Origin of the sequence: Acinetobacter sp. WCHA45, from assembly GCF_002165255.2 — a bacterium.
In the GTDB taxonomy this organism is placed as follows: Bacteria; Pseudomonadota; Gammaproteobacteria; order Pseudomonadales; family Moraxellaceae; genus Acinetobacter.
This window is the reverse complement of sequence record NZ_CP028561.1, coordinates 1858418-1878945: the sequence shown is the minus strand read 5'-3', so window position 1 is coordinate 1878945 and position 20528 is coordinate 1858418. Positions and strand designations below refer to the sequence as shown.

Here is a 20528-nt window from a genome sequence, read left to right as displayed (position 1 = left end):
ACATGAAGAGAAAATTATAATTTCAAAGGATAACAATGAATCATTTAGTTTTTCTTGCAGGTGCGTCTGGAAATACTCAATTTTGGAATCCTTTAGTTGCCAAACTTCCAGAAGCCTACACCAAACAAATAATTCATTATCCAGGCTTTCATGGTGTGGCAACTGATCCAGAGATTAACAATTTTGATGATCTGAGCAATTATGTCGTTGCACAGATTGAGCAACCTTCTATTCTCATCGCTCAATCCATGGGTGGGATTTTTGCAATTGCTGCGGCCTTACAGAAAACTGATTTGGTTAAAGGTCTTGTATTGATTGCAACTTCAGGTGGAATCAATTTAGATCGATTTCAGGTGCAAGATTGGCGTCAGCTTTATCGACAGGAATATTTGGAATCCCCTGATTGGTTTGTGACGACAAAGGTCGATTATGAGGAATTTCTATCTACGATAGAGGTAGAAACATTACTCATTTGGGGCGATCAAGATTCAGTTAGCCCAATCGAAGTTGGGCAATATTTAAATCAGATACTTAAAAAATCAAAACTTTATATTGTCGAGGGTGGTGATCATGGGCTGGCAAAGCAGGATGCAGATGAAGTGGCAATACAAATAAATGCCTATTTAAAAATGATTTAGACCATGATTAAAACGTATAAAAAGCGTGCTGTGATACCAGCACGCTTTTTTTTATGACTTATCGCTTACTCAATGCTAGTTTCAGTGCAAACAAGATAAAAATACTTCCTGTGACGCGATCCATATATCGAATAAATTTAGGTTGCTTTAAATAAGCGGAAATGGACTGCATCGCAGCAATTAGAAAAATTGACCAGATCAATCCGATTACGACATGTATCATCACAAGACTCATGGTCCAAATTACTGGAGATGCAGACTGTGGAATAAACTGTGGCAAAAAGGAAATATAGAAAATACCGACTTTGGGATTGAGTAAATTTCCCCAAAAACCTTTCATAAACCAATTTTGCCTTGTCACTGCTGAACTATTTAAACTCGCAAGTTGGCTACGAGGTTTTAAAAGGAGATTGAGTCCTAACCATGTCAGGTAAATTGCCCCTATCCATTTCAAAGCATTAAAAGCAAGATCCGAAGTCATCAACAATGCACCTAAGCCACAGGCCACGATCACTCCCCACACAATACAACCTAGATTAATTCCTAAAGCTGCTTGAAATGCTTTCATTTTACCTTCAAGTGTTGCGGTACGGATGATGAGTGTTGTATCTAGACCAGGAGTAATCGTAAGAATTGAGATTGCAATGAGATAGGGGATAAGCAACATTGACATGGTGATGGCGCTACAAAAAACTTGAAATATATGGTATTACACAGCTATATATACTTCGAGATTTGTTTAAAGATAAATCAGAAGAAAATTTGTTAAAATACAAGTTGGTCGATATTCCAAGATGGAGAGAAATTTGGAAACTCCTATAAAACTTCTTTCCATGTGGTTAAAAGAACGCATTATTCAAAATCAATCGGAACATACGATTGCAGCATATCAACGTGATTTAACCGATTTTTTAAATTTTTGTGAATACAAAAAGCTACGATTGGAAGATGTCGAAGCATCTGATTTAAGAGAATACTTGGCTGCACGAGTTGAGCAAGATCAATTGAGTTCGAGTAGTCTGCAACGCCATTTAACATCAATTCGTCAGTTTATGAAGTGGGCTGAGCAAGGTCAGTATTTACAACAAAATCCATCTGAAGACTTTCGATTAAAGCGCCAGCCGCGTCCTTTGCCGGGGATGATTGATATTGAAACAGTGAATCAGATTCTAGATCAGGCAGCGCCCGAGAAGCCGATCGAACAACAATTATGGCTACGTGATAAAGCAATGCTTGAACTTCTTTATTCCAGTGGATTGCGCTTAGCCGAATTACAAGGGTTAAAGATTAAGGATATTGATTTTAATCGACAATTGTTGCGTATAACGGGTAAAGGCAATAAAACGAGAGTTGTGCCGTTTGGAAGCAAGGCAAAACAAGGCTTGATTGAATGGCTTAAAGTTTACCGAATTTGGCAAGGAAATTTTACTGCCGAATCAGCAGTTTTCATCTCACAACGAGGAAATACATTACAACCTCGTCAAATTGAAAATCGCGTTAAATTGCAAGCACAAAGAGCAGGTGTTAATGTCGATGTACATCCGCATTTATTACGCCATTGTTTTGCCAGCCATATGCTTTCAGCAAGCGGTGATTTACGCTCAGTTCAGGAGATGTTAGGACACAGTAATTTATCAACGACCCAAATTTATACCCATGTTGATTTTGATCAATTAGCAAAAGTCTATGATCAAGCCCATCCGCGAGCACAAAAAAATGAGTGAACAACAAGAAACAGCTTTATCGTTGGATAATGAAGTATTTATTCAGTGTGCGAATTATATTGAGAAGATTTTATTTCAATATCAAACAATAATAGGTGCAGACTATCAAGGTTATTTGAATCATTGTAAGCGTGTGGCTGTTTGTTGTTTAATCCTAGCCCAAGATGAGTGCCAACAAACCCGTGATAAAATTGCAATTGCTGTTGCCTTTCATGATATTGGTATTTGGACAGCAAAAACGATTGATTACATTCAACCCTCTGTGCAGCAGATGAGGCAATATCTTGAAATCAATCAACTATCTGATTGGCAAAATGAACTAACTTTAATGATTACGGAGCATCACAAGCTAACAACTACCGAATGTGATCAATATCCTTTAGTTGAGCATTTTAGAAAGGCTGATTATGCCGATTTTTCATTAGGATTATTACGTTCAAATATTCCCTTTCAAACTTTTAAATATTTAACGCAACAATATCCGAATTGTGGTTTTCATAAGAATTTGATGTTTCTTGGGTTTAAACGTTTTTTGCATAAGCCATGGAGTCCATTACCAATGTTTAAATGGTAATTGCGGTATTCTTTTTTGAGTAAAATTAGATCATAAACAATACATGATGTTGCAAACTTGAATGTTTAATAACCGACTGTTTTTTTATTTGTATTCGCAATTTATTGAACAAACATTCTTACTTTATTGCCAAGTTTTTGCAAAATGTAAATTGGATTAAGATTTATCAGAAATGATCGGTTACAGATCTTTTGTACGTGTTTTTATATAACCATTTTAGGTGGTTGAATTATATAAAATATTAGCTAAATCAAACTCTAATATAAGTGCTGAAAGTATAATAATATTTATATGCTGAATAACCTGCCAAAATTAGTGAACTGAGCATTTCATCTTTTTTACAGTCATAGCGAAAATTGTGACTTGACCGAAATGCCAAATACATTGCAAGATAGGGCACCTAAAAAGTTTCGATCGAAGAGTTAGAATGCTCTTCACTACATTTACTTGCTTAGAACAGCCGAGGATTACATGAAGGCTCTTGTCGCTGTAAAACGTGTGGTTGATGCCAACGTTAAAGTTCGTGTTAAGCCGGACAATACTGGGGTTGACCTTACTAACGTTAAGATGTCAATTAACCCATTCTGTGAAATCGCAGTCGAAGAAGCGGTTCGCTTAAAAGAAAAAGGAACGATTTCAGAAATCGTTGTTGTTTCAGTGGGTTCTAAAGACGCGCAAGAACAAATTCGTTCTGCAATGGCTTTAGGTGCTGACCGTGGTATCTTAGTTGAAACTACTGATGAAATTGGCGCTTTAGAAGTTGCTAAAATTTTAAAAGGCGTTGTTGATGCTGAAAAACCAGAACTAATTCTTCTTGGTAAACAAGCAATTGATGATGACTCTAACCAAGTAGGTCAAATGCTTGGTGCTTTACTTGGTGCTGGTCAAGGTACTTTTGCATCTGAAGTTAAAGTTGACGGCGGTAAAGTACAAGTTACTCGTGAAGTTGATGGCGGTTTACAAACTGTTGAGCTTGGTCTTCCAGCAATCATCACAACTGACTTACGTTTGAATGAGCCACGTTATGCTGCTCTTCCAAACATCATGAAAGCGCGTAAAAAACCGCTTGATACTAAGTCTCCTGCTGACTACGGCGTTGCAACTGGTACTAAACTTAAAACAGTTAAAGTTGAAGCACCTGCTGAACGTAAAGCTGGCGTACAAGTTAAGTCTGTAGACGAACTTGTTGAAAAATTGAAAAATGAAGCGAAAGTGATCTAATACAGAAGGATAAAATCATGAGTATTTTAGTTATCGCTGATCACAACAACCAGTCACTTAACGGTGCAACTTTAAACGTTGTTGCGGCAGCTCAAAAAATCGGTGGTGATATTACTGTATTAGTAGCTGGTTCTGGCGCTCAAGCAGTTGCTGATGCTGCTGCTAAAGTTGCTGGTGTGAGCAAAGTATTACTTGCTGACAATGCTGCTTATGCGAACCAATTGGCTGAAAACGTTGCTGGCCTAGTTGCGGATTTAGCGAAAGGTTACAAATACGTATTAGCTGCATCTACAACAACGGGTAAGAACATTCTTCCACGTGTTGCTGCACTTCTTGATGTAAGCATGATCTCAGATATCATTTCTGTAGAATCTGCAAATACTTTCAAGCGTCCTATCTATGCAGGTAACGCAATCGCAACTGTTCAATCTGACGAAGCAATCATCGTTGGTACAGTTCGTGGTACAGCATTTGATGCTGCAGCTGCTGAAGGCGGTTCTGCTGCAGTTGAAGCTGTTGCTGAAGCGAAAGATGCTGGTATTTCTAAGTTTGTAAGCGAAGAAATCGTGAAACTTGATCGTCCAGAATTAACTGCTGCGCGTATCGTTGTTTCTGGTGGTCGTGGTGTAGGTTCTGGTGAGAACTACCATAAAGTACTTGACCCATTAGCTGATAAGCTTGGTGCTGCTCAAGGTGCTTCACGTGCTGCGGTAGATGCTGGTTTCGTACCAAACGACTTCCAAGTTGGTCAAACTGGTAAAATCGTTGCGCCAGATCTTTACTTGGCAATCGGTATCTCTGGTGCGATTCAGCACTTAGCGGGTATGAAAGATTCTAAAGTTATTGTTGCAATCAACAAAGACGAAGAAGCGCCAATCAACAGCGTTGCTGACTACTGGTTAGTGGGCGATTTGAACACTGTTGTACCAGAATTGGTATCTAAACTTTAATTCTCTGAATTAAGTTTGAAACGCTCCGAAAGGGGCGTTTTTTTATGTTAAAAATAAGAATAAATAAATGAGAGCATTGCCGATGAATTGTACTTTTAAGACCTATTTTCTGATGCTGGCTCATTATAATCAGTGGGCAAATCAAAAGTTATTTTCTACGCTCATCGGCTTAACAGAGGAGCAATTAAATCAAGATTGTAAAGTTTATTTTAAATCCCTTATGCGAACGGCAAATCATGTGTTGGTAGGAGAGATACTTTGGTTTGAGCGTATCAAAGGTGTTGTTGCATCAACGTATACTTTGGATGAAATTCTTTATAATCAACTCGCCCAATTAGAGAATGCTTGAATTGAACATGATCAAAGTCTGATAAATTTTATTCATGAACATGATGAAGTTTCATTCCATCAAACCATTAGTTATGTCCGTCGAGGTCAAATTTATATTGAGCCTTTGATTGAAATATTGGCACACCTATTTAACCATCAAACGCATCATCGAGGTCAAATGCACAGCATGATCTTTGAGCTAACAGCAAAGTCCTTGGAGCTAGACTTAATTTTCTTTCAAAGAGAATGTGCCTATTTATACCGCTGATTTTAAAAAAACTGGATTGAATATTTTATTAAAAATGCCTTTATTTTGATTAAAAAGTAATCTTTTATTCTATTCACTAAAAAATGGAAAACTAGATTTTTAACTTATTAATTCTAATAAATTTTTTATTGTAAAAAAATGCTATTTTCAGATTAGCAAACTCCCAGTTAACCTGTCATTTATGCTATAATTTTTCGCTATATTTTTTAATTTTAGTTCAATTTTCTGAACTAATTTTTTGCAAGATTGAATACATAAAAACAAGTAGAGCCATCTACTTGTAAACAAGGAGTATGCATGAGCGTATCGGAAATTAGACCGATTGCCATTGAGGACGAACTCAAGCATTCATATCTAGATTACGCGATGAGCGTAATTGTATCTCGTGCATTGCCAGATGTGAGAGACGGTCTTAAACCTGTTCACCGTCGTGTGTTGTTTGCAATGCATGAATTGGGCAATGATTATAACAAAGCATACAAAAAGTCTGCTCGTGTTGTCGGGGACGTGATCGGTAAATATCACCCTCATGGTGACATCGCAGTATATGAAACAATCGTTCGTATGGCGCAAGACTTCAGTTTGCGTTACATGTTAGTTGATGGTCAGGGTAACTTCGGTTCGGTCGATGGGGATAGCGCAGCAGCAATGCGTTATACCGAAGTTCGTATGCAAAAGTTGACCCATGAAATCTTAGCAGACTTAGAAAAAGATACTGTTGATTGGGAAGATAACTACGACGGTTCTGAGCGTATTCCTCAAGTCATGCCGACACGTATTCCAAATCTTTTGATTAATGGTACGACAGGTATTGCGGTAGGTATGGCGACCAATATGGCACCACATAACATGACAGAAGTCGTGAATGCATGTTTAGCCTACGCCAATAACCCGAATATTTCTATTGAAGGTTTGATGGAGCATGTGACTGGTCCAGATTTCCCTACAGGCGGTATTATTTACGGTAAGTCAGGCATTGTAGATGCTTACCGTACGGGTAAAGGTCGTTTACATATTCGTGGTAAGTATCACTTTGAAGAAGACCAAAAAACGGGTCGTACTACGATTGTCTTTACTGAGATTCCTTACCAAGTTAATAAAGCAAAAACCATTGAGCGTATTGCTGAGTTAGTCAAAGAAAAGAAACTTGAAGGTATTTCTGAACTGCGTGATGAGTCTGATAAAGACGGTATGCGTATCGCGATCGACTTGAAGCGTGGTGAAAATGCAGAAGTTGCAGTGAATAACTTATTCCTGCATACCCAACTTCAAAACTCGTTCAGCATCAACATGGTTTGCTTAGACAACGGTCAGCCTAAGTTGATGAACCTGAAAGATATTATTGCGGCATTTATTCGTCATCGCCAAGAAGTTGTGACTCGCCGTACCATGTTCGAATTGCGTAAAGCACGTGAGCGTGGGCATATCTTAGAGGGTTTAACGGTTGCCTTGGCAAATATTGATGCCATTATTGAAACCATTAAAACTTCTGCTAACCCCGCTGAAGCACGTGAGCGTCTACAGGTAGGTGAGTGGGCAGGCGGTGGTGTGGTTGCACTACTTGAAAAAGCAGGCGCGATTTCTGTTCGTCCTGATGAGATTGAAGGCGAAGATCCTTCATGTCCATTTGGCTTGTCAGGTGATATTTATCGTTTATCTCCAACACAGGTTGCCGCAATTCTGGAATTGCGTTTGCATCGTTTAACGGGTCTCGAACAAGACAAGTTACATGCAGAATATTCTGAAATCTTAGGTCAAATCGCTGAATTAACAGCAATTCTCAATGATTTTAATTTATTGATGAATGTGATCCGTGAAGAGCTTGCTTTAATCTTGCAACAATATGGTGATGGGCGTCGTACTGAAATTGTTGAATCAGGCGTTGATTTCTGCCGTGAAGATTTGATCCCAGAAGAACAAGTGGTATTGACTGTTTCTCAAACAGGTTATGCGAAAACTCAACCACTTTCTGACTATCAAGCGCAACGTCGTGGTGGTCGTGGTAAGTCTGCAACTTCAATGAAAGATGATGATATTATTCAACATTTAATTGTGGCATCAAACCATGCAACAGTTTTATGTTTTACCAATGTTGGTAAAGTTTATCGCTTGAGAGTGTTTGAGGTTCCGCAAGCTTCACGTGGTGCAAAAGGTCGTCCAATTATTAATTTGCTTCCATTGGATGCAAATGAAACCGTGACTGCAATCTTACCGTTGACTGAATTCCCTGAAAATCACTATGTATTCATGGCAACAGCATCAGGTACGGTTAAACGTGTTGAATTAGCACAATTTAGCAATGTTCGTTCTAATGGTTTACGTGCGATTGAGTTGAACGAAGAAGATACTTTAATCGGTGTTGCAATTACCGATGGTAATCAGCAGATCATGTTGTTCTCGAACGAAGGGAAGGCAATTCGTTTTGCTGAAACAGATGTTCGCGCGATGGGGCGTACTGCAAAAGGCGTGCGTGGTATGCGTGTGAGTTTTGCAAGCAATACCATTGAATCTGAGGATGCTGAAGTCGAAAATGATGATAGCGATGACAATGATGATTCATCAGATTCGAATGTTGTCAGTCGTATTGTTTCACTTGTGGTTGTACCTGAAACGGGTGAAGTACTGTGTGCTTGTGCAAACGGTTATGGTAAACGTACACCTGTAGATGACTTCCCAACCAAGAAACGTGGTGGTAAAGGTGTGATTGCCATCAAGACCAGCGAACGTAATGGTGAGCTGGTTGGTGCTGTATCTATTGATGAAAGCAAGGAACTGATGCTGATTTCTGATGGAGGCACACTAGTGCGTACCCGTGCGGCTGAGGTTGCAACCACAGGTCGTAATGCACAGGGTGTTCGTTTAATTCGCTTAAGCGATGCTGAAACTCTGGTAGGTGTGGTGTCAATTGAAGCTGTTGAAGATGACGAAGTGTTGGAAGCGACAGAAGCAGTGATAAATACTGAAACTGAAGTGACTGAGGCTGAAGCAGTAACTTCTGAAGACGTTGCAGCAGAACCAAAAGATGATACGCCAGAAGCGTAAATATCTTATTCATAAAAAAGGAAGCTAATCTGCTTCCTTTTTTATTGATTTCATCATCACTAACCGATAATAAGAAAGTGCCAGTAAGATTGCAGCTACCGTCGCAAGATAAATCAGTTTTGGCACAACAATGGCAGTGGGTACACCCATCTGATTGAGCTGCACAAACATTTGTACCCCATTGGTAGAGGGTAATATCCATGCAAACCACTGCATCCATTCAGGCATAGCTTGATGTGGCCATGCTGTTCCTGTTAATAGAAACAAAGGCACTGAAGTCACCACAATCAAATGCCCAACTCGTTCAGGCATATCCACCATTGAGCCAACAAGCATTGCTAAACCAATAATACAACTTACATAAATCGGAACAGCGAATAGCATTCCCCAGAAATTACCCCCATGCGGATATTCATATAACCAAAAGGTGAAACCGAATAAATAGAGACAACCTAAACATCCGATGGTTAATATTGCAGCAAAAATCGCAAAAAACTCTGATCGGTTGGCAACCCAACCTTTTTCTCTATAGCTCGCAATCAACATTGCGAGCCCGAGTAATATGGTTTGATGAATAATAAGACTAGATACAGCAGGAAAAATATAGCTGCCATAGCCAGATAATGTATTAAATAGAGGAATCTGATGAATTGATATCTCAGGATGAAATGAAGAAGCTTTGCCAAATTTTTCTAAATATTCTTGTAAACTCGCTTCAATTGAAGTCGCTAGACCAATTCCCACTTCTTTGGTTCGAATGAAATAGGCTGTACTTAGGTAAAGACCGATTCCACCCATTTCGCCGCGTTTCAAACTATTGGTAAGATTTTCGGGTAAAAGTAAAATGCCTTCAGCTTTCTGATTTTTTACGAGCTTCTCAGCCTCCAAGAAATTATCGGTAACTGTTGTGATTCGAATATGTGGACTATTAGCAGCTTGACTAATAATTTTTGAGGTTAAAATACTTTGTTCTTGGTCAACAATCACAATTGGGATATCTGCTGCCGACTGAGCTTTATAAGCAGTAGGATAGAAAAAACTATACATGATTACAGCCGCAATCAATGTGGTAAATACAGAACTATTTGCAACAATATTTTTAAACGTTTGGATGTAATAGAAGCAAAATGATTTCATTGATTTTGCTCCTGAATATTTTTCTTCAATAAACGAATACTTAAACCTAGATAAAGAGCAGAGAAAATAACTAAAATACCAAAAGGAATGAGAGATACGGAAATATCGCTACCGATCACCCATTGCTCAGTTTGTAGTTTCGCATAAGGCGTATACGGAATAATCATTGACCAAAATTGAGTAAATGCTGGTGCATTATTCAGGGGGAGGGTAATTCCCGAGAAACTAGGTGATGATCCACCGTAAAGTGCAATAAAACCAAAGGTTTTAGGTAGATCTTTTGTGGCTAATACAACAGTACTGCTGATGACAGCATAAGAAAAATAAAGTAAAAATTGTGCAAGCAAAATTAGGCTGAGCGAGCCTGCAATAAAGTAGCCACGAATATGTGCTAGCCAAAACATCCAGCACCATGTCCACGCACAAAAAATAAAGACATAGGTCAGAATTTTACCTAATAGGCTAGAAATAATGTGTTTTGAGTCAACCCATTCATTCAGGGTTTTCCTTTTAAATTCCTGTCCAATGGCAAAAGCCACACAACAGCAAAGCAGTAGATGTAGCACCGCAGGCACCATGAATGGTTCCAGAAACAGTTCATAGCTCATATTAGGATTATATAGCGTAGAAATCTTAATATTTGGTGTGGGAACATCCAAGTAGGGGATTACATTTGATAAGTAACTCTGTCCCGTATAATCTGCCATACCGTTTAATGTGCTGATCAGCATTGCAGAGGAAATGGTATTCCCAATACTAAAAAAAGATTGATTGTAGGCAATACTGATTTGTGCATCTTGTGCTTGTACTAATCTTTGTTCTGCACCATCGGGGATTAAAACGAATCCCCATGCTTCGGTTTTATTAATAAGCTGTTCGGCTTCATCTTGGCTAGTGGTGATGGTTTTTACTTGTAAAGTATGATTGATACTCAGTGCATGAATGACTTTACGGCTCATTTCACTTTGATCTTGATCAATCACAACGATAGGTAAATGCTCAGCTTTACCCGATGCAAACATATTGCCAAAAAGAAGAATCACCAACAAAGGGGCAATGATCGCCATAAAAAAATCAGCTTTATGGCGTTTTAAATAGCGCAACTCCCGAAGCATTACTGCAAACATCGGTTATTTTGCCTCTGCAATGTTAAATAAAACACTCATACCGACTTTTAGGTCTGGAATGGTTTGTTCTGGTACTAAATGAAATTTGAAACTACGAATATCATAACCGCCAGTTTGTCTTGTTGTCTTAATCGTTGCAAAATCACCTTCGGCATCAATTTTTTTCACTTTAAAATTTGCTTTACGGTTGAGTGCAGGAATAAAACCTTCCAGAGTTTTGGTTTTATAAATTGAGCTATACATGTCTTCACGGACATTCAAACTTACCCATAAATCATGGTCTTCAAGAATGCTTACTACAGGGATGCCTGTCGCGACTAACTCAGTTGGTTTACCGTAAGTTTTAGAAACAGTACCATCAGTCGGTGAATACAGTTTGGTCTCTTCGGTTAAAGCATTGGCTTCTTTTACCGCTGCTTGAGCCATAGCTACTTGTGCATCAGCAGTTGATTTTTGTTGCTCCGTACTGCCTCGTTTAGCGCGTGCGTACTGTTGATAAGCTGCTTCAGCAGTTTCACGTGCCGAAGTTTGGGCGGCTAACATTTCATCACGGCGTTGACGAGAAATGACACCTTGTTGAAATAAATTTTCACCACGTTTATAAGTGGTTGCTGCCAAATCAGCTTGGGTTTTCATTGCTTGCCAGTTGGCGTATAAGGTTTCGATATTCTCTTGCTGAGCACCACGATATACGGTTGAATGAAATGCTGTAGCACTTTGTAAAGCTGCTTGTGCTTGCTCTTTCTTTGCCTCTAACTCTGGACTAACAAAACGAACCAAAGCCTGTCCTTTTTTGACGGGTTGTCCATCAGTGACGTAAAATTCTTCAATACGGCTTGGAACTTTGGTGCTGATATGTACTGTTTCTGCTTCAACGCGACCTTGTAATTCAATGGTCTGAGGTTGATAAGCTTTCCATAGACCAAATGCAATTAAACCGAATATTAAAATAAGGATAATTAACCCAATAAGTTTGAGTTTTCCATTTTTAGATGATTTATTCGGTGGAATTTTTTTATTCAAAGGTGCTGTTTCAGTTTCTACTTTTTCTGTATGTTCAATTAGAGAAACTGGTTCAGATGCTGTTTCTTTTGTTTGAGCATCTGTTGTTTGATTGAGTTGATCTGTATCACGTTCTGAATTGGATGATGATGGATTCTGGCTCATAAATTTCTCCAATTAGCGTATATAGTCAGTACGTGGTTGATTAACGTAAAGCTTAAATTCATCAATAGAACCATAGCTTTGTAATAAGGTGGCCAAAGATAAAATATATTTATACGAGTTGAGTGCCATTTCAGTTTTTAAAGTACTTAAAGCATTTTGTGCGTCAATCACTTGCGTTGCAGTACCCATACCTTCTTTAAATGAAAGTTGTTGGATTCTTAAATTTTCTTGAGCTGCTTTGGTATTCTGGGTAAGTAATTGATGGCTATTTTGCGAAGAATTTAATTCACTATAAGATTTGTATAAAACATTTTCGACTTCTTGTTTTGTCCGTTCAGTCATAAGCTCTGCTGCATATTTTTTGAGCTCTGCTGCACGGATATTTTTATTATTGTCTATACCTGAGAATAAATTGTATTTTGCCATCACACCAACAATCCAATTTTCTTTGCTATCTAAGCCGTATTCTCCAAAAGCAAAAACACTTGGTTTTTTAGAGGCTTGTTGAACTTTCACATTTTCATTGGCCAATTCAGTATCTATTTGTAGTTTTTTAATCAAACTTGAGTTCTGATCATAATTTGCAAGCAATTTATCCAAAGAATGATTCTGAGTTAAATTCACAAAAAGTGGGGTACTTAGACTGACACTTTCTTTGGTTTGTAATAGATTCTGTAAAATAAATTCGCTCGCTTTTAAATTAGACTGTGCATTTTGGTAAGTACGTTCAGCATTATTGCGTGCAACTTCAAATTGCATACGCTGTCCCTTGTTAATAAAACCTTGTTTTTCAAGTTTTAGCGCATTGTTATAATGTTCTTGCATCGCATTCAAATTAAACAACGCTGACTTGGCTAATTGTTGTTGTAATTGCACATTGAAATAAGCCTGAATCATTTCGAAACGTTGTGTATCTTGCTGTTGTTTTTCACTAATATTTGAGCGTTTTGCTTGAATGGTGGCGATTTGTTTAGCGCTATTAATTTTTCCACCTGTATATAGCGGCATAACCATTGAAACTGAAGTACGAACATCATGATCTTCAACAGTGACATCTAAGTTATTTGGAACTTTATTTAAACCATCGCTAACAACTTGATCAAAACCTTGGCTGACCTGATCGATGACTTCTGGAGGTAATACATTTTGCCATTGAGATAATTTTTCATCGAAACCATTTGTTAATGAATTTTCTAAACGACGTTTACTTGATTCAAGAGGCACGCTCGTTTCACTATGAAATGCATAGGCTCGAGCATTTAAATCAATTCTTGGTAAGCCTAAATTTTTAACAGCTTCCATTTCTAATTGCGATGCTTGCTGTAAGGCTTGTTGCGCTTGAGAACTATACGCATTTTGCACGACATATTGTTCAGCTTCACCATAGCTCAGGGTTTGGGCAAATACAGGCATGGAGAACAGAGCACAACTGATCAAGCTCATACTCAAACTCAACTGCCTTGGAAACCGTTTGACCTTAAAATTCGGTCGATGATGCCGTTTCAACATGATCTGATGTCGCAATTTAATAATATCCTGCGTTAGTCTAAATTATTTTTATAAAATTGAAATATTATGTTTTTAATTAAATAGTTATATCACTTCAATTGGTGTATTGAATTTGTAAAAAATAGAGTTTTTAGTCTAGTGTCCGCACGGCCAAATCCTGTTTTTCTGATGATGGAAATATTCTGCTGAAAATGAGTAAATCCATAAAATGGGGTGCAAAAACATGATTGGAAAATTCCCCATTATTTTCAATTAAATTTAAATATTTACTCGATAAGCTGCTGCAACCTTAGCTAATCTATGATTAAATCCCCATTTCAATTTGTTTCACTTTGACAAGGGAAAACTCATGCGTGCTTATAATTTCTGCGCTGGTCCTGCTGCATTACCTACTGCCGTTTTAGAGAAAGCTCAACAAGAAATGTTGGATTGGCAAGGTAAAGGTTTGTCGATCATGGAAATGAGTCATCGTAGTAGTGACTATGTTGCTGTCGCGGAAAAAGCTGAAGCAGATTTGCGTAAGCTCATGAACATTCCTGAGAACTATAAAGTATTGTTCTTACAAGGTGGGGCATCGCTTCAATTTTCAGCAATTCCTTTAAACTTGCTCGGCAAGAATGCGAAAGCTGATTATATTCATACTGGTATTTGGTCTGAAAAAGCGTTGAAAGAAGCAAAACGTTATGGGGACATCAATGTCATTGAAGCGGGTACGCTCATTGATGGAAAACACGCCATTACTGAGCAAAGTACTTGGAATCTTTCAAACGATGCGGCTTATGTGCACTATGCGGATAATGAAACGATTGGTGGTCTACAATTTGCAGGTGTACCAGACGTTAATGCGCCGTTGGTATGTGACTTTTCTTCAAGCATTTTGTCTGCACCATTAGATGTAAGTAAATTCGGTTTAATTTATGCTGGGGCACAAAAGAATATTGGCCCAGCAGGTTTAACGATCGTTATTGTGCGTGATGATTTATTAGATCAAGCAAAACCTGAAATTCCAAGCATTTTGAAATATTCAGATCAGGCAAAAAATGATTCAATGGTAAATACGCCTGCAACTTATGCTTGGTATTTGTCTGGTTTAGTATTTGAATGGTTACTTGAACAAGGCGGTGTAGACGCAATGTATAAAGTAAACCAAGAAAAAGCAAAATTGCTTTATGGATATATTGATTCTAGTGATTTTTATAATAATCCAATCGCAATTCCAAATCGTTCAATCATGAATGTACCATTCACACTTGCAGATGAAGCACTTGAAAAAACCTTCTTGAAAGAAGCTGAGCAAAGCCATTTGCTTAACTTAGCAGGTCATCGCTCTGTGGGCGGTATGCGTGCAAGTATTTACAATGCTGTGCCTTTAGAAGGGGTACAAGCATTGGTTAATTTCATGGACGAGTTTGCAAAACGTCACGGTTAAGCAATTTATCATCCATAAAATAAAGCCCTCATGAATGAGGGCTTTTTTATTAACACAATTTAAATCTAAAAATTAAAATAAGCCGATTTGATGAAAAAAGAGTGCTGCTAAAAACATACCAAGTAAAAAAAAGCAAAAAGCACCAATATCAAGTTTAAGACCTTGATCACTCGAATGAATCAAACTGGTGGTTGTCTGTTCTGGTATAATTTTCATTAGAACGCCTAAAAATGCCATTTGTGTGATTTTTTGTCACTTTAGTGCAGTTTTAGCATAAATATTCGCCTGAATCCATAGGTTGCCGCGAATATATTCGCCAATGTTAAAGTTTTTATACAAATCATTTTTTGTTGCAATTCGAATTAAAATTGCAGGTAAATCATCTTCTAAAACTAAAGTCACATCATACAGCGTATATTCATCTTGCATAAATTGCATGGTTGTTTTGCCCACGATATTGCCTTGGAACCAAGCTTCATCTTCTTGACCTAATGTTTCACCATACAAATATGCCACCATTTTAGAAAAATCAACGGTCACAGGTTCGTGATCTTCAGGTGTTTGTGGTTGCCAGTCGTTAATCAGCTCTTGTAAGTTTTCTGGTGCAACACCATTATGTTCAGCCAAAATAGCATTTAAAGCACGATGATGTTTAATCGATGCAGGGTCATCAACAATGATTTTTTCATTTTCAGCAACTGCTTCTAATTCATATGCCCAAGCATTAAATTGAACTTGATAAGTTTGATTTTGATCATATTGGCAGTGATTAACACTGAATAAATTATCAAATGCATAAATAACCGTATTTTTATTTAAACTCAGACGTAATACTGCTTGAGTCGCAGAATTACAAGTAATAATACGCTCAATTTGGGCATCATATTTATATGGGCTTTCAAAACTTGGGAATGCTGTTTTTAATGCGCGTGGTTTTTGATTTTCAACCGCAATAATTTGATTGATTGAAATAGACTGACCCTTTGGCCCTTGAATCAACCAAAATGATTGATCCATATCTTGTTCATCTTCACATAAACCCATAGGCATCACTGGAGCATCAAGTGCCAATCCTAACCATTTGGGAACATCTGTTTCGGGTGTATCAGTCAATAGGTTCCAATGCTCAACATGATTGCCGAAATTTTGATCTTGAATTTTAATAGTTTCAGGACTGTTTTGATTTTTCATAAAGCGTGATGCTAAAAAGATTGAACTTATTCTATTAAATCGAGGGTAACATCCATTTTTCAAGTCTGGATATGTAATTCATTAAAAATTAATTCAAATTTCTGTTTTTGATCTCAAATCTAATCAATGAAATGGATAGCAGCAATTATTCTAATGATGCTAACTCTACTTTTACCGTAATCTGCTACACTATATTTTTATTTTTATGAGCTTGTGCCAACGTGCTGCCATTTAAATTATGGGTAGATGCGGATGCTTTACCTAAAATTTTACGTGAAGTGATTTTACGTGCGTCTGATCGTTATCAGTTAGAAGTTACCTTTGTCGCTAATCAGAATGTTGGGATTACGCCATCTCTACGGATTAATTCGATTCAGGTGATGAGTGGGGCAGATCAAGCAGACAAAGAAATCATTGAGCGTATGCATGAAAATGATATTGTCATTACACAAGATATTCCGCTTGCTGCACAAGTAATTGAAAAAGGCGGCATTGCAATTCATCCTAGAGGTGAAATTTATACGGTTGCAAATGTTAAAGCACGCCTGCATTTACGTGATTTTATGGATACTTTGCGTGGAGCTGGTGTCCAAACAGGTGGTCCACCACCTATTTCTGAACGTGTTAAACGTGAATTCTCAAGCTCTTTAGATCAAACTATTTTCAAACAAAAACGCAAAACCGCTTCTTGAGCTAAATATGCCTTCACGAATCAACTTAGTACTGACGTATGGATTATTAGTATTCATTTGGGCAACCACGCCATTGGCAATTGTTTGGAGTGTTACTGACTTAAACCCTATGTGGGCTTTGGTATTGCGCTTTTTTATTGCCTTACCTTTGGCGGTTAGCGTGTTATTGCTGTTAAAGGTTAAATTCCCGATTCATAAAGTTGCGTTATCAAGTTATGTAGCTGGTTCATTAAGTTTGATCGGTTCGCAAATTTTTACTTATGCAGCAACACCTTATTTAAGTTCTGGGTTGATTGCATTGATGTTTGGCTTAGCTCCGATCATGGCTGGGCTGATTGGAAGTTTTGGTTTTCAACAAAAGTTAGCGAGTTTGCAGTGGTTGGGGATGGGAACCTCAATTATTGGATTAGCGATGATTTGTCTGAGTGGTAGTCAAAAACATGTGCAGCCGATAGGTATTGTTTTAATGCTGATGAGTGTTTTTGCATATTCGCTTTCTATTTTTCTGGTGAAAAAAATCAATGCGGATGTGCAACCGATGGCTCAAGCAACTGGTTCAATTCTGGTTTCAACAATCTTAGCCATATTATTACTACCTTGGATTTGGCAACATGCACCAACGCACTTTCCTTCGACGAAATCATTGTTAGCATTGACTTATACCGTTGTAATGGCTTCATTAATTGCGATGTTTTGTTATTTCAAGTTGGTACAAAATTTGAAAGCCACCACTTTGTCACTGACGACGGTGATGACCCCAATGTTGGCAATACTCATAGGTGCTTACCTCAATCATGAACAATTATCTGCACAAGTTTTTGTTGGGGCAAGCATCATTCTATTAGGTTTGTGTCTTTATTTTTATAAAGATTTTAATACCTATCGCCGTTTGAAAATATGAAAATCACATTTTCATATTTAATTTGGGTTACTCTCAGTTTGTTGTGAATCTTGAATACTTTCCGCTAATTTGGCACGATCTTGTGGATTAAGGGTAATGAAATAAGCACCAATACGGAATTTACCTTGTTCATCTGCTGAGCTGTAAGCAACTTGAGCAGTTGCTGCGATATGAAAGTAGTTTTCAGGATGACTCAACGTAATATGAATATAGGTTCCTTCATTAAGAGCTTGTGAGCTGAAGAAGCTTAAGCCATTCTCGGAAAAGTTAACTTGTTCAGGTACTGGTAGTAGGGATTGCACGATATTGTCGTAAAAAGAACCAGTAATCAGATTTAATTTTTGATTGAAAAGGGATAATATGCGAGCAATTTGTTGATCTTTTTCATTTAATTGTTCTAATTCGTAGCGAAATGCATGATCAAATTGATCTAATTCAGCAAGTAGTAGAAAATAGCGTGGCAATACAAAGTGAGAATCATAAGGATCATTCAGCGCAACGTCGTCAGGAATGACTTGATAGTTGATTCTTAACACAGCATCAATACGAGACATCACTCGACGTTCAGAGTTGTCCTCAACAAGCTGATGTTGTGAATTTTCCATAATAAATCACCTCGGACTAAATGGTATGTTTAAGCCAATTTCGCTGTATATAGGGTTGAGATACACTCGTGCTCGGCGAAGTAATCATTTTATTTCTTTTATTGCCTTGGTTTCCATGATTGGTTTAACCCTTGGCGTTGCTGTCCTTATTACAGTACTGTCTGTTATGAACGGTTTTGACCGTGAATTAAAAAATCGTGTTCTTGGAATGGTTCCGCAAGCCACAGTTTCTTCTACTCAGATACTAACAGATTGGCCTGAGCTTGTAAAAAGAGTTGAACACCATCCGCATGTGACAGGTGTTGCACCATTTACTCAATTGCAAGGGATGTTAACCGCTCAAGGGCAAGTTGCAGGGATTATGGTGACCGGAATTGAGCCTAAATATGAAAAGAAAGTTTCAATTATCCAAAACCATATGGTCTCAGGTGATTTAAATGCTTTGAAGAAAGGCGAGTTCGGTATTGTTCTAGGCAAGGATATGACCGATGCACTTGGTCTTGGTTTAAATGACAATGTCACCTTAGTTCTGCCTGAAGCAACACCATCACCAGCAGGTGTGGTACCACGCTTTAAACGTTTTAAAGTGGTTGGAATTTTTAGTGTAGGTGCAGAAGTTGATTCGATGGTGGGTTATATCGCCTTAAATGATGCATCAACATTATTGCGTTTGCCTGATGGTGCGCAAGGCGTGCGATTAAAGTTAGATGATATTTTTGCCGCACCATCTGTTGCAGATGATATCGTGAAACAATTACCAAGTAATTTCTACGCATCGAATTGGACGTATACGCACGGCAATCTTTTCAATGCAATTCAGATGGAAAAAACCTTAGTGGGTTTACTTCTTGTTCTGATTATTGTGGTTGCTGCATTTAATATCGTTTCATCTTTAGTAATGGTCGTAACAGATAAAAAATCTGATATTGCGATTCTGCGGACTCTCGGTGCTTCACCGTCCATGATCACTAAAATTTTTATGGTACAAGGCACAGTGATTGGTGTCATTGGAACGATTGCAGGAACAGTGTTAGGTGTAACTTTAGCATTGACCATTAGCGATATTATTTCTTGGTTCAATACTGCTCTAGGTTTGAACTTGTTTGATGCCTATTTTGTTCACTATCTGCCTTCATATCTCAGATGGCAAGATGTTACGGTAATTGTCATTGTTTCATTATTGATGAGTTTTTTGGCGACAATTTATCCTGCATTACGTGCAGCCAAAGTTCAACCTGCTGAGGCATTACGTTATGAGTAAGATCGTCTTAGAAGCCAAAGATATTTATAAACATTTTGATGATGGTAAAAGCAAAGTTGAAGTGATTAAAGGTTTATCACTTCAAGTAAAAGCAGGCGAGTTTGTTTCCATTGTTGGTTCGAGTGGTTCAGGTAAAAGTACGTTATTACATGCGCTTGGTGGCCTAGAGCAACCATCGCAAGGACAAGTCTTTTTGCAAGGTCAGCGTTTTGATAATTTAGGCGAAGCAGAGCGTGGTTATAAACGTAATCAATATCTAGGTTTCGTTTATCAATTTCATCATTTGTTGCCTGAGTTTTCTGCTTTAGAAAATGTAGCCATGCCTTTGATGTTACGTCGTGAAAGTAATTATAAGGATGTTAAAAGACGAGCAGAATACCTACTTGATCGTGTCGGTTTATCGCATCGTTTAGATCATAAACCAGGTGAATTATCGGGCGGTGAGCGTCAACGTGTGGCTTTAGCGCGCGCCTTAGTGACGAAACCTGCAGTTGTCTTAGCAGATGAACCAACTGGTAATTTAGATCGTAAAACAGCATTGAGTATTTTTGAATTGCTGACTGATCTCAAAAAAGAGCTGAATATGGCGATGTTAATCGTGACTCATGATGAGCAATTGGCTCAATCAGCAGATTCGATTTTGCATATGCAAGATGGTTTATGGATTGATCCAAAATAATTTATTTTGTTTAATCTCTTGTTAAAGCCCTGAAAACGGGCTTTAATTTTGCGTTCAGAAAAATCAAAAACTTAATTAAAAAA

General features: G+C 37.9%; 19 protein-coding genes and 1 pseudogene. 12 read left to right on the top strand and 8 right to left on the bottom strand.

From position 1 onward, the window contains the following. Positions 1–35 precede the first annotated feature (35 nt). Complete coding sequence (locus tag CDG55_RS10465) at positions 36–638, top strand: alpha/beta fold hydrolase (protein WP_087536378.1); 603 nt, start codon at positions 36–38, stop codon at positions 636–638. A gap of 58 nt (positions 639–696) precedes the next feature. Here the strand turns inward: CDG55_RS10465 and CDG55_RS10460 are convergent, their stop codons facing one another. Then, positions 697–1311, bottom strand: a complete 615-nt coding sequence (locus tag CDG55_RS10460) for a LysE family translocator (protein ID WP_087536379.1) — start codon at positions 1309–1311, stop codon at positions 697–699. A 160-nt stretch (positions 1312–1471) separates the two neighbouring features. Here CDG55_RS10460 and xerA point away from each other — a divergent pair, with 160 nt between their 5' ends. The 6 genes and pseudogenes from xerA to gyrA all read left to right on the top strand — a co-directional run bounded on the left by xerA (position 1472) and on the right by gyrA (position 8747). Next, positions 1472–2362 (top strand): site-specific tyrosine recombinase/integron integrase, encoded by an 891-nt coding sequence (gene xerA, locus CDG55_RS10455; protein ID WP_162620868.1) that lies wholly within the window; start codon positions 1472–1474, stop codon positions 2360–2362. Beyond that, complete coding sequence (locus tag CDG55_RS10450; protein WP_087536381.1) at positions 2355–2936, top strand: HD domain-containing protein; 582 nt, start codon at positions 2355–2357, stop codon at positions 2934–2936. The genes xerA and CDG55_RS10450 overlap by 8 nt, the downstream gene beginning before the upstream one ends. A gap of 471 nt (positions 2937–3407) precedes the next feature. Further along, positions 3408–4157 (top strand): electron transfer flavoprotein subunit beta/FixA family protein, encoded by a 750-nt coding sequence (locus tag CDG55_RS10445; protein ID WP_005161342.1) that lies wholly within the window; start codon positions 3408–3410, stop codon positions 4155–4157. Between the two features lie 17 nt (positions 4158–4174). Continuing rightward, on the top strand, positions 4175–5107 hold the full coding sequence (locus CDG55_RS10440) for an electron transfer flavoprotein subunit alpha/FixB family protein (protein ID WP_087536382.1): 933 nt from the start codon (positions 4175–4177) through the stop codon (positions 5105–5107). Positions 5108–5189: 82 nt separating this feature from the next. Continuing rightward, positions 5190–5705, top strand: a pseudogene (locus CDG55_RS10435) (DinB family protein). A gap of 297 nt (positions 5706–6002) precedes the next feature. Further along, complete coding sequence (gene gyrA, locus CDG55_RS10430; RefSeq protein WP_087536383.1) at positions 6003–8747, top strand: DNA gyrase subunit A; 2745 nt, start codon at positions 6003–6005, stop codon at positions 8745–8747. Positions 8748–8771: 24 nt separating this feature from the next. Here the strand turns inward: gyrA and CDG55_RS10425 are convergent, their stop codons facing one another. Genes CDG55_RS10425 through CDG55_RS10410 form a run of 4 tightly spaced genes read right to left on the bottom strand, consistent with a single transcriptional unit; the run spans position 8772 to position 13687 of the window. Continuing rightward, entirely contained in the window at positions 8772–9884 is a 1113-nt protein-coding gene (locus CDG55_RS10425; RefSeq protein WP_087536384.1) for an ABC transporter permease, read from the bottom strand. Continuing rightward, on the bottom strand, positions 9881–11011 hold the full coding sequence (locus CDG55_RS10420) for an ABC transporter permease (protein WP_087536385.1): 1131 nt from the start codon (positions 11009–11011) through the stop codon (positions 9881–9883). Before CDG55_RS10420 ends, CDG55_RS10425 begins: the two co-directional genes overlap by 4 nt. A gap of 3 nt (positions 11012–11014) precedes the next feature. Continuing rightward, positions 11015–12178, bottom strand: a complete 1164-nt coding sequence (locus CDG55_RS10415; RefSeq protein ID WP_087536386.1) for an HlyD family secretion protein — start codon at positions 12176–12178, stop codon at positions 11015–11017. 12 nt (positions 12179–12190) lie between these two features. Next, a complete protein-coding gene (locus tag CDG55_RS10410; RefSeq protein ID WP_087536387.1) occupies positions 12191–13687 on the bottom strand; it encodes a TolC family protein in 1497 nt (498 codons plus the stop codon). 349 nt (positions 13688–14036) lie between these two features. Here CDG55_RS10410 and serC point away from each other — a divergent pair, with 349 nt between their 5' ends. Further along, on the top strand, positions 14037–15116 hold the full coding sequence (gene serC / locus CDG55_RS10405) for a 3-phosphoserine/phosphohydroxythreonine transaminase (protein WP_046739427.1): 1080 nt from the start codon (positions 14037–14039) through the stop codon (positions 15114–15116). Between the two features lie 72 nt (positions 15117–15188). Here the strand turns inward: serC and CDG55_RS15345 are convergent, their stop codons facing one another. Both CDG55_RS15345 and CDG55_RS10400 read right to left on the bottom strand, forming a co-directional pair. Continuing rightward, positions 15189–15332, bottom strand: a complete 144-nt coding sequence (locus tag CDG55_RS15345) for a hypothetical protein (RefSeq protein ID WP_171287519.1) — start codon at positions 15330–15332, stop codon at positions 15189–15191. A gap of 36 nt (positions 15333–15368) precedes the next feature. After that, complete coding sequence (locus CDG55_RS10400; RefSeq protein ID WP_087536388.1) at positions 15369–16307, bottom strand: hypothetical protein; 939 nt, start codon at positions 16305–16307, stop codon at positions 15369–15371. 221 nt (positions 16308–16528) lie between these two features. On the opposite strand from CDG55_RS10400, the gene CDG55_RS10395 reads away from it, so the two are divergent. Together CDG55_RS10395 and CDG55_RS10390 are read left to right on the top strand one after the other, a co-directional pair. After that, on the top strand, positions 16529–16999 hold the full coding sequence (locus tag CDG55_RS10395) for a YaiI/YqxD family protein (RefSeq protein WP_087536389.1): 471 nt from the start codon (positions 16529–16531) through the stop codon (positions 16997–16999). Between the two features lie 7 nt (positions 17000–17006). Further along, positions 17007–17900, top strand: coding sequence for a DMT family transporter (locus CDG55_RS10390; protein WP_087536390.1), 894 nt, complete (start codon positions 17007–17009; stop codon positions 17898–17900). Positions 17901–17917: 17 nt separating this feature from the next. On the opposite strand, the gene CDG55_RS10385 is transcribed toward CDG55_RS10390, so the two are convergent. Then, on the bottom strand, positions 17918–18505 hold the full coding sequence (locus CDG55_RS10385; RefSeq protein ID WP_087536391.1) for a PilZ domain-containing protein: 588 nt from the start codon (positions 18503–18505) through the stop codon (positions 17918–17920). 25 nt (positions 18506–18530) lie between these two features. Here CDG55_RS10385 and CDG55_RS10380 point away from each other — a divergent pair, with 25 nt between their 5' ends. After that, positions 18531–19766 (top strand): lipoprotein-releasing ABC transporter permease subunit, encoded by a 1236-nt coding sequence (locus CDG55_RS10380; protein WP_005161293.1) that lies wholly within the window; start codon positions 18531–18533, stop codon positions 19764–19766. Continuing rightward, positions 19759–20445, top strand: coding sequence for a lipoprotein-releasing ABC transporter ATP-binding protein LolD (gene lolD, locus CDG55_RS10375; protein ID WP_087536392.1), 687 nt, complete (start codon positions 19759–19761; stop codon positions 20443–20445). Before CDG55_RS10380 ends, lolD begins: the two co-directional genes overlap by 8 nt. The last annotated feature ends 83 nt before the right edge of the window (positions 20446–20528 follow it).